The sequence below is a fragment of the Amycolatopsis camponoti genome, assembly GCF_902497555.1.
In the GTDB taxonomy this organism is placed as follows: Bacteria; Actinomycetota; Actinomycetes; order Mycobacteriales; family Pseudonocardiaceae; genus Amycolatopsis; species Amycolatopsis camponoti.
The window spans coordinates 2,320,138-2,332,382 of sequence record NZ_CABVGP010000001.1 but is presented as its reverse complement, the minus strand read 5'-3'; the positions used below and the strand labels follow the sequence as shown (position 1 = coordinate 2,332,382).

Annotated in this window: 12 protein-coding genes; 6 read left to right on the top strand and 6 right to left on the bottom strand. The window is 71.3% G+C overall.

The window, feature by feature from the left end; translation table 11 throughout:
* Positions 1 to 124: 124 nt before the first annotated feature.
* Positions 125 to 733, bottom strand: a complete 609-nt coding sequence (locus AA23TX_RS11230) for a TetR/AcrR family transcriptional regulator (RefSeq protein WP_230862427.1) — start codon at positions 731 to 733, stop codon at positions 125 to 127.
* 70 nt (positions 734 to 803) lie between these two features.
* On the opposite strand from AA23TX_RS11230, the gene AA23TX_RS11225 reads away from it, so the two are divergent.
* The 4 genes from AA23TX_RS11225 to AA23TX_RS11210 all read left to right on the top strand — a co-directional run bounded on the left by AA23TX_RS11225 (position 804) and on the right by AA23TX_RS11210 (position 4,257).
* Positions 804 to 1,679, top strand: a complete 876-nt coding sequence (locus tag AA23TX_RS11225; RefSeq protein WP_155542477.1) for a sterol desaturase family protein — start codon at positions 804 to 806, stop codon at positions 1,677 to 1,679.
* 97 nt (positions 1,680 to 1,776) lie between these two features.
* A complete protein-coding gene (locus AA23TX_RS11220; RefSeq protein WP_155542476.1) occupies positions 1,777 to 2,151 on the top strand; it encodes an effector-associated constant component EACC1 in 375 nt (124 codons plus the stop codon).
* Positions 2,132 to 3,334 carry a caspase, EACC1-associated type gene (locus AA23TX_RS50705; RefSeq protein ID WP_155542475.1) on the top strand — a complete coding sequence of 401 codons (1,203 nt, stop codon included), beginning with the start codon at positions 2,132 to 2,134 and terminating at the stop codon, positions 3,332 to 3,334. Before AA23TX_RS11220 ends, AA23TX_RS50705 begins: the two co-directional genes overlap by 20 nt.
* A 5-nt stretch (positions 3,335 to 3,339) precedes the next feature.
* Positions 3,340 to 4,257: a transporter substrate-binding domain-containing protein gene (locus AA23TX_RS11210; protein WP_155542474.1), complete on the top strand. Its 918-nt coding sequence runs from the start codon at positions 3,340 to 3,342 to the stop codon at positions 4,255 to 4,257.
* 62 nt (positions 4,258 to 4,319) lie between these two features.
* On the opposite strand, the gene AA23TX_RS11205 is transcribed toward AA23TX_RS11210, so the two are convergent.
* The 5 genes from AA23TX_RS11205 to uvrC all read right to left on the bottom strand — a co-directional run bounded on the left by AA23TX_RS11205 (position 4,320) and on the right by uvrC (position 10,506).
* The gene (locus AA23TX_RS11205) at positions 4,320 to 5,363 is read right to left on the bottom strand and encodes a glucosyl-3-phosphoglycerate synthase (protein WP_155542473.1); all 1,044 of its coding nucleotides are present in this window, start codon (positions 5,361 to 5,363) and stop codon (positions 4,320 to 4,322) included.
* A 286-nt stretch (positions 5,364 to 5,649) separates the two neighbouring features.
* A complete protein-coding gene (gene whiA, locus AA23TX_RS11200; RefSeq protein ID WP_155542472.1) occupies positions 5,650 to 6,645 on the bottom strand; it encodes a DNA-binding protein WhiA in 996 nt (331 codons plus the stop codon).
* On the bottom strand, positions 6,645 to 7,637 hold the full coding sequence (locus AA23TX_RS11195; protein WP_155544381.1) for a gluconeogenesis factor YvcK family protein: 993 nt from the start codon (positions 7,635 to 7,637) through the stop codon (positions 6,645 to 6,647). The genes whiA and AA23TX_RS11195 overlap by 1 nt, the downstream gene beginning before the upstream one ends.
* Before the next feature lies 1 nt (position 7,638).
* Positions 7,639 to 8,496 (bottom strand): RNase adapter RapZ, encoded by an 858-nt coding sequence (gene rapZ, locus AA23TX_RS11190; RefSeq protein ID WP_003101350.1) that lies wholly within the window; start codon positions 8,494 to 8,496, stop codon positions 7,639 to 7,641.
* 42 nt (positions 8,497 to 8,538) lie between these two features.
* Positions 8,539 to 10,506: an excinuclease ABC subunit UvrC gene (gene uvrC / locus AA23TX_RS11185; protein ID WP_155542471.1), complete on the bottom strand. Its 1,968-nt coding sequence runs from the start codon at positions 10,504 to 10,506 to the stop codon at positions 8,539 to 8,541.
* Between the two features lie 164 nt (positions 10,507 to 10,670).
* Here uvrC and AA23TX_RS11180 point away from each other — a divergent pair, with 164 nt between their 5' ends.
* Together AA23TX_RS11180 and AA23TX_RS11175 are read left to right on the top strand one after the other, a co-directional pair.
* On the top strand, positions 10,671 to 11,393 hold the full coding sequence (locus tag AA23TX_RS11180; RefSeq protein WP_155542470.1) for a S1 family peptidase: 723 nt from the start codon (positions 10,671 to 10,673) through the stop codon (positions 11,391 to 11,393).
* A gap of 70 nt (positions 11,394 to 11,463) precedes the next feature.
* Positions 11,464 to 12,240: an exodeoxyribonuclease III gene (locus AA23TX_RS11175; protein ID WP_155542469.1), complete on the top strand. Its 777-nt coding sequence runs from the start codon at positions 11,464 to 11,466 to the stop codon at positions 12,238 to 12,240.
* The last annotated feature ends 5 nt before the right edge of the window (positions 12,241 to 12,245 follow it).

The following is a 12,245-nucleotide window of genomic DNA, read 5'->3' as shown; positions in this document are numbered from 1 at the left end:
ATTAATCGCGAACCGAATCGGTTTCGCTACGCCGTTCGGGAAACCCGTCCGGGAATACCACTCTGCGTGTCATGGACAACGGACAAAAGCCGCAAACGGCAATTGTCGAGGACCCCCGCCAGGGTCACCAGCCGAACAGGCCCTCCATGATGCGCGCGCACCGGGAAGTCATCGCCACGGCGTCTTCGTCCGGACGGTCGATCCACCAGCTGATCAGCGAGTCGACCACGCCCGTCCAGACCTGCGCGATGGCTTCGATGTCCACGGGGTCGGCAAGCCCGCGCGACGTCATCAGCTGCGTCGCGCCGAGCAGGGCGAACGCGTCCAGGCGCCGCCGGTAGTCCGCCGCCGCGGTCGCGATGCCGCCCGTCGCCGGCACCGTCGCGTCGCGCAGCAGGCGCCACGCGTACCGGTCGTGGTCGAACGTCGTGAAGATCGCCGAAAGCACCTTCAGCGGCATCTGGTCGGGGTCGCCGCCGGCCGCCATGGTCGTCGCGACGCCCTCGGTGAGGCGGTCGCCCGCGCGGTGCAGGCAGGCCAGGTAGAGGCCGTCCTTCGAGCCGAAGTACTGGTACAGCAACGGCTTCGTGACGCCGACCCGGCGCGCGATCTCGACCATCGACGCGCCCGCGTAGCCCGCCCGGCCGAACTCCTCGGTGCCGGCCACGACGAGCTGGGCCTCGCGCTCTTCGCGGGGCATCCCCTTGGTCCCGACCGCCCTTGACTCCGTCACGCCGGAGAGCCTACCGTGCGTAAAGTGACTCTTGGGTAAGTTACCGTCAGGTCAGATCAAAGGGGACGACGTGGCCGAGTTCCTGGCGCACCTGCGCGACCCCGTGCTGTTCGCGATCCCGGTGTTCGTGCTGTTCGTGGCGATCGAGATCGTCGCGGTGCACGTGCTCGGGCACGACGACAACGTCCTCGGCTACAGCCCGGCCGACACCCGCACGAGCATGCTGATGGGCACCGTCGCGGTCGGCGTCAACGCGCTGTTCCGGCTGGTGATGCTCTTCGTGTTCGCCACGCTGTTCGAGCTCGCGCCGGTCAAGCTCGACCCGCGCGACTGGTGGACGTGGGTGCTCATGCTGCTCGGCCAGGAGCTGGTCTTCTACGCCTACCACCGCGCCAGCCACCGCGTGCGGCTGCTGTGGGCCGGACACCAGGTGCACCACTCCAGCGAGCACTACAACTTCTCGACGGCGCTGCGCCAGAAGTGGACCCCGTACTTCCAGCTGCCGTTCTGGTCGGTGCTGGCGTTGTGCGGGATCCCGCCGTGGATGATCCTGACCGGGCTCTCGATCGACCTCGTCTACCAGTTCTTCGTGCACACCGAGAAGATCGGGAAGCTGCCGCGCTGGTTCGAGTACGTCTTCAACACTCCCTCGCACCACCGCGTCCACCACGGCAGCGACGCCGAGTACCTCGACGCGAACTACGGCGGGATCTTCATCGTGTGGGACCGGCTGTTCGGCAGCTTCGTGCCCGAAGGCAAGCGCCCCACCTACGGGCTGACGAAGAACATCGAGACGTACAACCTGCTCCGGGTCGGCTTCCACGAGTACGGCTCGATCCTGCGCGACCTCCGCGCGGCCCGGACGTGGCGCGAGCGCGCGGGCTACCTGCTCGGCCCGCCCGGGTGGCAGCCCGCCGGAACCCACGCGCTCGCGAACGCCGAGTGACCACCCGGGTGTAACACGGTGACCGGCTGTCCGACTGGAGGAGGTGCGACCCGCCGGGCCCACGGCGGGCTCCGACGAGACGGCAACCGGGAGCACAGTGACGATCGCCATCACCTTCGAAGGCAGTACCGGCCCCGACGATCTCCCGGGATGGCTGGCCCTGGAAGAGGATCTGCGCGGCCGGCTCCGGACGACGTCCGGCCGGGCGACCCCCGAAACCATGGGCTGGGAAGTGGTGGTCGCGGCGGCGATCGCCGCGGTGCCCGTCCTGGCGCGCTCGGTCTGCGGGTACCTGGTCGAACGCGACCGGCTGCGGAAGGGTGACCTGCTTCTCTCCTACACCGCCGAAGACGGCCGAGAGGTGCACGTCCGCCTCACCCGCGCCACCGAGCCGGCCGCGCTGGCCGAGACCCTCCTGGTGCACCGGTCGGTGACCATCAGCGAGAACGCCGATGCGCCTTCCCGTTCCTGAGTCCTCGCACGCCGTCCTCATCGGCACGACCACGTACTCGGGCTCGTTCGCCGAGCAGCCATTGCCGGCCGTGGCCAACAACGTCGCGGACCTCGCGGCCGTGCTCACCGACGAGCAGTACGGCGGTTTCCTCGCGGAGAACTGCACGCCGGTGCTGGACGAGGACGACCGCAACGCGATCCTGCGGGCGGTCCGCGCCGCCGCGGCGCGGGCCACCGACGTCCTGCTGGTCTACCTCAGCGGGCACGCCGCGCCCAAGGAACTGTCGAGCAACGAGCTTCACCTGCCCCTGCCGAGCACGGACGACCTCGGCGAAGACTTCTGGTGGAACCACGCGCTGCCGTACTCCGACATCCGCCGGATCGTCCGGGACAGCCAGGCGGCGTGCCGGATGATCGTCATCGACACCTGCTTCAGCGGCCGGGCACTGGCCGAAGCGATGGGCAAGGCGGACGGGGAGGCGTTCGTCATCTCCGGCTCGTACGTGCTGGCCTCGGCCGGCAGCAACATCCACGCCGTCGCCCCGGCCGGAGCCCGGCACACCGCGTTCACGGGCGTCCTCATCGACCTGCTGACCAACGGCATCGACGACCCGTCGCCCGAACTGTCGCTGCCCCGGATCTTCCCCCGGCTGCGCCAGGCCCTGCTGGCGGCCGGGTACCCGGAACCGGACCACACCGCGACCAAGACGGTCGACCAGAAGGCCGTGGTCCGCAACCGGGCCGCGCTCATCGCGCGCGACCTGGCGCCCGACGTCGTCACCGACCTGGGCAGCGACGTCAACACGATCATCGTGCGCGGCCTGCGGCGCCTGGAAGACCTCTACGGCCAGGGCACCCGCTCGGTGCGCGACCGGGTCCGGTCGGAGGTCCTGCGGTTCCTCGACCACGACAGCAAGATCGTCTCGCAGGAGGCCGGGCGCCTCTACGACCTCATCCGCGCTTGGGAGGACGCCCCGGGCGCGGACGACGAGCCGAAGCGCCCCGGACGCGTACGCCGGGCGCTGGCCGACCCGTGGCTGGGCGCGTCCGCGGTGGTCCTGGCGCTCGTCGCGGGCACGGTCCTGTGGTCGACCGGCCTGTCCGCCGGGCTCGCGTGCGCGGTGGCGGCCCCGCTCGGGCTGCTCGGCTACGCGACCGCGATCGCGGTCGCCGTGGTCTCCACTCCTCCCGAGAAAGACTGACACGAATGCACAAACGCTCACTCGCCCTGACTTCGGCCGTGCTGGCGATCGCGGCGGCCACGACCACCGCGGCGATCACCTTGCACCCCGGCTCGGCCCCGGACCCCACGCAGACCGCCGCGGCCCGGCCGTCGGCCGCGCCCCTGGTCGCCGTCTCCGGACCCGAACTGTGGCCCGTCGCCGGCAAGACCCTGCGGGTCGGGTTCAACGGCGAGATCCCGGGGTGGAGCTACCCGGGCACCGACCCGAAGGGTTTCGACGTCGACCTGGCGGACTACCTCGCCGAGCAGTTCCACTTCACGGTCGTGCCGGTGGCGCTCACCCCGTACGACCGGGAAGGCGCCCTGCTGCGCGGCGACGTCGACCTGGTCATCGCGAACTACTCGATGGACGGGACCAGCACGACCGACCCCACGAAGAACCGCCGGGACCTCATCGACTTCGCCGGGCCCTACTTCGTCGACCGGTCGGGGCAGATGGTCGACCGCGACAAGCTGGCGGCCATCACCGGCCAGACCAGGCTGCTCGACTCCGAGCACACCTGCGTGACCAAGGGGACCACGGCCGCGGACAAGCTCGGCGCCCGGGCGAAGGACACCCTCGCCGAGTGCCTGGACCCCTTCCTCGACGTCGACGACCGGCAGTTCGACGCCGTGGAGACCGACGAAGCGATCCTCCTGTCCGTCGCCAACTTCAAGAAGGCCAAGGTCGACCCCGCCTACTGGGACAACGGTTCCCTGGTCAACCCGAAGGAGTTCTACGGAGTGGGCATGCGCAAGAGCGACTCGAAGGCGTGCATCCAGTTCACCACGAAGATCCAGGAATTCGTGAACTCGGCGACCTGGCAAGCCTCCTACGACGCCCTGCACATCGAGACGACCATTCCGCATCGGCCGGAGCGCACGGACCACGCGTACTGCTGACGGCGCCGGCGTGGCGATCACCCGCCGCGAGGGCTCCCGCGGCGGGCGACCACCGGACCTCGCTACGCGGTGTCCTGCAGGTCCAGCTCGTTCTCCGGGCGCAGCGTCACCGGCAGGCTCGCCAGCGGCGGGCGCTGCGGGGACGTCAGGTCCGTCAGCACCAGTTCCCGCTCGACGCCGTCCGCCGACGTGCCGCGCTGGAACTGCGCCAGGATCGTCGCCGGCGGGATGGCCGTCACCAGGCGGCCGTAGCGTTCCAGGCGGTCGAACAGGGTTTGCATGATCTGCCCCGACATCCGGCCCAGTGCCTGCGTGCTCTGGTGGCGGTGCACGCGGTGGCCCAGGTCGACCTGGGCGAGCGCGTCCAGGCCGCGCAGTTCCAGCAGGTCGATCAGGTGGCCGATCTCGACGCCGTAGTTCACGACGAACGGGATGCTCTCGAGCACCTCGCGCCGGCCCGCGTACTCGCCCGCCAGCGGCTGGACGAAGCCCGACAGCTCGGGCCAGAACATGTTGATCAGCGGCCGCGCGACGAGTTCGGTGACGCGGCCGCCACCCTCGGGCTCGCTGCCCGCCGCGCCGTTGAGCGGGCGGTGGTAGAAGCCCTTGACGTAGGCCACCGACGGGTCGGTGAGCAGCGGGCCGAGCAGCCCGGTGACGTAGTCGGTGGTGAAGTCGTAGAGATCGCCGTCGACGAAGACCACGAGGTCGCCGGTCGTCGCCGCGACGCCCTTCCACAGGGCCTCGCCCTTGCCCTGCAGACCGTCCAGGGCCGGGAACACGGCGTCCTGCGCGACGACACGCGCGCCGGCCGCGGCGGCCACCTCGGCGGTGGCGTCGGTCGAGTGGCTGTCGACGACCAGGATCTCGTCGACGAGCCGGTGGTGTTCGCAGAGTTCTTCGCGGATGGCGGTGACGATCGCGCCGACCGTCGTTTCCTCGTTGCGCGCGGGGATGACCACCGAGACGGTCGTGCCGCGTTTGGCCTCGACCAGCTGTTCCGCGGTCCAGTCGTCGGCCCTGCTGCTGCGCCGGGCGAGCCAGGTGCCGACCTCCGGCGACACCTGCAGCTGCGCGCGGTCATTGCTGTTCCGGCTCGTGCGCATGCGTTCCCCTTCCCTCGTTCGGCGTACTCCCTCCCGACCGAGGTTCGACGCGCCGCGTTTCGGCGACCACTCCCCCGCGCTACCGGGGTGTTACGAGTTGGGCCGGACGGCACCGATCCCGTTAACCGCACCGACCGAAAACCGGCTGACCAGCGGGGCCGGCTCCCCTGGGCTCGCCGCCGATGAACCGGTACCGCGACCGAGGCATCGGCGAACGCCGCGAACGGCGGGCCGTCGATCGTGAACCGCGAACCCGCGATCGCCGGACCCCGGCCGCGGGACCTCGTCAGGCCTCGTCGTCTTCTTCGAGCATCTCCGGGGTGACCGCGGACTCCGTGTCCGGGATGTTCAGGTCCTTGGCGCGCTTGTCCGCCATCGCCAGCAGGCGGCGGATGCGGCCGGCGACCGCGTCCTTCGTCATCTGCGGGTCCGACAGCTGGCCCAGCTCCTCCAGGGACGCCTGCCGGTTCGACAGGCGCAGCTTGCCCGCCGCCAGGAGGTGGTCCGGGGCCGTGTCGCCGAGGATCTCCAGTGCTCGCTCCACGCGGGCCGCCGCCGCCACCGCGGCGCGGGCCGAGCGGCGCAGGTTCGCGTCGTCGAAGTTGGCCAGGCGGTTCGCCGTCGCGCGGACTTCGCGGCGCATGCGCCGCTCTTCCCACTGCAGGACGCTCGTGTGCGCACCCAGGCGGGTCAGCAGCGCGCCGATCGCGTCGCCGTCGCGGACCACCACGCGGTCGGCCCCGCGGACCTCGCGCGACTTCGCCTGGATACCCATCCGGCGCGCCGCGCCGACGAGCGCCAGCGCCGCCTCCGGGCCCGGGCAGGTCACTTCGAGCGACGACGAGCGGCCCGGTTCCGTCAGGGAGCCGTGCGCGAGGAACGCGCCCCGCCACGCCGCTTCCGCGTCGGCCACTCCCCCGGACACCACGGCCGCGGGCAGCCCGCGCACCGGACGGCCGCGCTGGTCGATCAGCCCGGTCTGGCGGGCCAGGCCTTCCCCGTCCTTGACCACGCGCACGACGTACCGGGTGCCCTTGCGCAGCCCGCCGCTGGCCGTGATGACGTGGACGTCCGAATGGTGGCCGTACAGCTCGTGGATCTCCTTGCGCAGCCGTCGCGCGACCGAGCCCGTGTCCAGCTCCGCTTCCACGACCACCCGGCCGGCCACGATGTGCAGGCCGCCGGCGAAGCGAAGCAGCGACGCGACCTCCGCCCGGCGCGGCCCGATCTTCGTGATCTCCAGCCGGCTCAGCTCGTCCTTCACCGCGGCGGTCATCGCCATTACTGCCCCTCCCTGCCTTTCGCTCCTCCCCCGTGCTCCCCGCCCCTGCCGAGACCGAGAGCCTCCCGCATGCATCGCGCGAGCGCATCAGGATCATGCCGTCCCGCCACTTCCGGGTCGCCCACCGCCCCCAGGTGGGCGCGCCCGCCGAGCCGTTCCGCCGCGCGCCGGAGATTCGCCGGGTCGGGGACGGAATCGCGGTCCGCGATCACGGCGTCGACCCGCAGATCGGGCGCGTGCTCGAAGAGTACGTCCAGGTGCCGCTCCGGCGAGAACCCCGCGGTTTCCCCCGGCTGGGGGACAAGGTTGAGCACCAGCACCTTCGTCGCGGCGGTTTTCACGAGCGCGTCGTGCAGGCCGGGCACCAGCAGGTGCGGGAGAACGCTCGTGAACCAGGAGCCCGGGCCGAGGAAGACGACGTCGGCGTTCAGCACCGCCTCCACCGCTTCCTCGCACGCCTGTGGCGGCCGCCCCGAGTGCCCGGGCGAGTGCAGGCTGACGCGCTGGACCTGCCCCGGCGTCGACGCCACCGCGACCTGCCCGCGGATGGTGCGCAGCGCCGCCGGGTCCTCGCTGTCGAGGCCGCTGACCTGGCCCACGATCTCCAGGGGCTCCGGCGACATCGGCAGCACCCGGCCCGAGACGCCCATCAGGCGGCAGGCCTCGTCGAGCGCGGCGACCGGGTCGCCGAGCACCTCGAACAGCCCGGCCAGCAGCAGGTTCCCCACCGCGTGCCCGGCCAGCGCGCCGTCGCCGCCGAAGCGGTGCTGGAACACCTCGGCCCACAGCGTGCCGCCGTCTTCCGCGGCGAACGCGGCGAAGGCCTGCCGGAGGTCGCCCGGCGGCAGCAGCCCGAGTTCGCGCCGCAGCCGGCCGGACGACCCGCCGTCGTCGGCCACGGTCACGATCGCGGTGACGTCGGGGGTCACCCGCCGCACCGCGGACAACGTGGCGTGCAGCCCGTGGCCGCCCCCGAGGGCGACCGCCCGCACGTTATTCACGACCAAGGTCGCGGTGCACCACCTTCACGGCCATTCCGTCCTCTTTGGACAGACGCTGGGCGAGCTCCACGGACAGCGCCACGCTGCGGTGCTTGCCGCCGGTGCAGCCGACGGCCAGCGTCAGGTACCGCTTGCCCTCGCGCTTGTAGCCGGCACCGATCAGCCGCAGCAGCTGGTGGTAGCGGTCGAGGAACTCCTCGGCGCCCTCCTGCGAGAGGACGTAGTTGCGGACCTCGCCGTCGAGGCCCGTGTGCTCGCGCAGCTCCGGGATCCAGAACGGGTTCGGCAGGAACCGGACGTCCATCACCAGGTCGGCGTCCATCGGCAGGCCGTACTTGTAGCCGAACGACAGCACGGTGACCCGGGTCTGGGTGCTCGCCTCCGACCCGAACGCGTCCTCGATCTTGGCGCGCAGGTCGTGCACCGACAGCGACGAGGTGTCGAGCACCAGGTCGGCCTCTTCGCGCAGCGGCTCCAGCAGCGTCCGCTCCGCGGTGATGCCGTCGGCGAGCCGGCCGTCACCCTGCATCGGGTGGCCGCGGCGGACCGCCTCGAAGCGCCGGACCAGCACCGCGTCGGTCGCCTCCAGGAACAGCACGCGCGGCTTGTAGCCCCGGGCGTCCAGGTCCTTGATGACCGAGGCCAGGTCGTCGGTGAACGCGCGCGAGCGCACGTCCATGACGACGGCCACCTTCGTGATCGCGCCGCGCGCCTGCGCGCCCAGCTCGACCATGGTGGCGATCAGCTCCGGGGGCAGGTTGTCGACGACGAACCAGCCCAGGTCCTCCAGGCACTTGGCCGCGGTGCTGCGGCCCGCTCCGGACAGACCAGACACGACCGCGACCTCCATGCCGGACCCGCGGATCTCCTCTTGCGCACTCACTGTGTTTCCCTACTCCCCTGCTTGCGTGCCGTTGCTCGCGCCGGACTCCCCGGCCAGCGCGGCGACCACGGCCTCCGCGGTGCGCCTGCCGAAGCCGGGCACCGCCTCGATCTCTTCGATCCTGGCCTGCTTGAGCCTCTTCACCGAGCCGAAGTGCTTGATCAGGGCGGTACGGCGAGCCTGCCCCAGCCCGGGCACACTGTCCAATTCGGACGCCTGCAGCCGCTTGGAGCGCTTCTCGCGGTGGTAGGTGATGGCGAACCGGTGGGCCTCGTCGCGCAGCCGCTGGAGCAGGTACAGCCCCTCCGACGTCCGCGGCAGGATCACCGGGTCGGGGTCGGCGGGCAGCCACACCTCTTCGAGCCGCTTCGCCAGCCCGATCACGGAGATGTCGGTGATGCCGAGCTCGGCCAGCACGTCCGCGGCGGCGGTGGCCTGCGGGCCCGCGCCGTCGACGACCAGCAGGTTCGGCGGGTAGGCGAACTTCTTCGGCCGGCCGGTCTCCGGGTCGAGGCCCGGCTTGGCCGAGTCTTCGGCCGCACCCTCGGCGGTTTCCTTCAGGTAGCGGGAGAACCGCCGGCGCACGACCTCGGCGATCGAGGCGACGTCGCCCTCTTCCGCCGCCTCGCGCAGGGCGAAGCGCCGGTACTCGGACTTGCGCGCGAGCCCGTCCTCGAAGACGACGAGCGACGCCACGACGTCGCTGCCCTGGATGTGGCTGATGTCGATGCACTCGATGCGCAGCGGCGCGGTGTCCAGCGCCAGGAACTCCTGCAGCTCGGTGAGCGCCGCCGAGCGCGCCGTGAGGTCGCCGGCGCGGCGCAGCTTGTGCTGGGTGAACGCCTCCCCCGCGTTGCGCTGGACGGTCTCGGCGAGGGCCTTCTTGTCCCCGCGCTGCGGCACGCGCAGCTGGACCCGCGAGCCCCTCAGCCCGGTGAGCCACTCGGCGACCGCGTCGGCGTCCGCGGGCAGCTCCGGGACCAGCACCTCGCGCGGGACCACCGGCCCCGCGTCGACGTCGTCACGGGCGTCCAGGTCGGCCTCGTCGCCGTAGAACTGGGTGAGGAAGTGGTCGACCAGCGCCGGGACGTCCATCTCCTCGGCCTTGTCGATGACCCAGCCGCGCTGGCCGCGGACCCGGCCGCCGCGCACGTGGAAGACCTGGACCGCGGCTTCGAGGTCGTCGTGGGCGAACGCGACGACGTCGGCGTCCGTGCCGTCGCCGAGCACCACGGCCTGCTTCTCCATGGCTCGCCGGAGCGCGCCGAGGTCGTCGCGCAGGCGGGCGGCGCGCTCGAACTCGAGCTCTTCGGAGGCAGCGGCCATCTCGTTCTCGAGGCGCTTGATCATGACGTCGGTCTTGCCGGCGAGGAAGTCGCAGAAGTCCTCGACGATCTCGCGGTGCTCGTCGGCCGAGACGCGGCCGACGCACGGCGCCGAGCACTTGTCGATGTAGCCGAGCAGGCACGGCCGGCCGATCTGGCCGTGCCGCCGGAACACGCCGGCCGAGCAGGTGCGGGCCGGGAAGACGCGCAGCAGCAGGTCGAGGGTCTCGCGGATGGCCCACGCGTGCGCGTACGGCCCGAAGTACCGGACGCCCTTCTTGCGGGCGCCGCGGTAGACGTGCAGGCGGGGGAACTCCTCGGTCAGCGTCACCGCGAGCATCGGGTAGCTCTTGTCGTCGCGGTAACGGACGTTGAACCGCGGGTCGAACTCCTTGATCCAGTTGTACTCGAGCTGGAGCGCTTCGACCTCGGTGGCGACGACGGTCCACTCGACGCTCGCGGCCGTCGTGACCATCTGCCGGGTGCGCGGGTGCAGGCCGGAGAGGTCGGCGAAGTAGGAGTTCAGCCTGCTGCGCAGGCTTTTCGCCTTGCCGACGTAGATGACCCGCTTGGTCGCGTCGCGGAACTTGTACACGCCAGGGGCCTCCGGGATGCTTCCCGGAGCGGGTCGGTAGGTGGTCGGGTCAGCCACCTCCCAAGACTATGGGTCGGCACCGACAGTTCTCGCACGCCCCCGAGTGCCCCGCCGGAAGTAGGGTGTTAGTCCGGTTCCGACTTCGGTAGGTGTCGCCCGGGATGAGGCGGTGGTTACTTTCCGACCGGCCCGATCGGGCCCCGTCCGAAAGGATCACCTCCGTGAGCTCTGTTCGTATCCTCGGCGCCGCGTGCACGGCCGCCGTCGCGCTGACCCTCGCGGGTGGCGCCGTCGCTTCGGCCGGCGTCCAGCCGAACATCGTCGGCGGCACCACCGCCCCGGCCGTCTCCTGGGGTGCCCAGGTCTACGTCAACACCCCCGGCCGCGACTTCCAGGGCTTCAACTGCTCGGGCACGGTCGTCGCCGCGCGCTGGGTGATGACGGCGGTGCACTGCCTCGACCAGGACGGCTCGGGCATGCACGTCAAGGTCGGCAGCAACACGCTGTTCTCCGGCACGCAGATCGCGGTCGACGGGAAGTACGAGTCCCCGAACGGCGACATCGCCCTGCTGCACCTCGCCTCGGCGACCAGCGCGGCGCCGATCACGCTGGGCGGCGCCGACCCGTCGACGGGCAGCACCAACCAGCTCTACGGCTGGGGCCGCACCACCCCGACCGGCCCGCCGGCGTCGGCGCTGAAGACGGCGAACGTCCAGGTGACCGGCCGGTCGTCGGACGCGTACGGCGGCCGCGCGATCCAGAGCGTCGGGATCAACGGCTCGGCGTGGAAGGGCGACTCGGGCGGGCCCCAGGTGTCGGGTGGCGTCCAGGTCGGCGTCGCGTCGACGGTCCAGAACCAGAGCGGGACGAACACGCGCGGCACGAACAACTACGCGAGCGTGGCGTCGAGCCGGTCCTGGATCCGGACGACCGCGGGCGTCTGACGTTCCTTCGGGGCGGCGCGGTTCTCGCGCCGCCCCGAAGTTGTCGGTGCGGTGTGGGATGCTCGCGGGCATGCGGATCGCCACCTGGAACGTGAACTCCATCGTCCCCCGCCTGCCGCGCGTGCTGGAGTTCCTGGAGCAGACGGCGCCGGACGTGCTGTGCCTGCAGGAGCTGAAGAACTCGACGGAGAAGTTCCCGGCCGCCGAGGTCGAGGCGCTGGGCTACGAGGTGGCGGCGTACGGGCTCGGGCGCTGGAACGGCGTCGGGATCGTGTCGCGGGTGGGGCTGTCCGACGTGGTGCGCGGGCTGCCGGGCGAGCCCTCTTTCGAGGGTGCGGCCGAGGCGCGTGCCGTGGGCGCCACCTGCGGTGGGGTGCGGGTGTGGTCGGTGTACGTGCCCAACGGGCGCGAGCCGGACAACCCGCACTACGCGTACAAGCTGGAATGGCTGGAGGCTTTGCGGTCGCTGGTCGCTTCGGAGGTTTCCGGCGGTCCGTTCGCGGTGCTGGGCGACTTCAACGTGGCGCCGACGGACGCGGACGTCTGGGACATCGCGGTGTTCGCGGAGTCGACGCACGTGACGAAGCCGGAGCGGGACGCCTTGGCCCGGCTGCGGGATCTCGGGCTGTCGGACGTGTTCCCGCGGCCGTTGAAGTACGACCACCCGTTCACGTACTGGGACTACCGGGCGGGGAACTTCCCGAACAACAAGGGGATGCGGATCGACCTGGTGTACGGCAACGATGCTTTCACGTCGGCGGTGACGGATTCCTATGTGGACCGGAACATGCGGAAGGGCAAGGGCCCGTCCGACCACGCGCCGATCGTGGTGGACCTGGACCTCTAGCCGGG

Excerpts from the sequence above, each read along its gene's own strand:
- whiA (WP_155542472.1), bottom strand. The coding sequence starts at position 6,645 with ATGGCGATGACCGCCGCGGTGAAGGACGAGCTGAGCCGGCTGGAGATC.
- rapZ (WP_003101350.1), bottom strand. The coding sequence starts at position 8,496 with ATGGAGGTCGCGGTCGTGTCTGGTCTGTCCGGAGCGGGCCGCAGCACC.
- AA23TX_RS11205 (WP_155542473.1), bottom strand. The coding sequence starts at position 5,363 with ATGCGCACGAGCCGGAACAGCAATGACCGCGCGCAGCTGCAGGTGTCG.
- AA23TX_RS11210 (WP_155542474.1), top strand. The coding sequence starts at position 3,340 with ATGCACAAACGCTCACTCGCCCTGACTTCGGCCGTGCTGGCGATCGCG.
- AA23TX_RS11175 (WP_155542469.1), top strand. The coding sequence starts at position 11,464 with ATGCGGATCGCCACCTGGAACGTGAACTCCATCGTCCCCCGCCTGCCG.
- AA23TX_RS50705 (WP_155542475.1), top strand. The coding sequence starts at position 2,132 with ATGCGCCTTCCCGTTCCTGAGTCCTCGCACGCCGTCCTCATCGGCACG.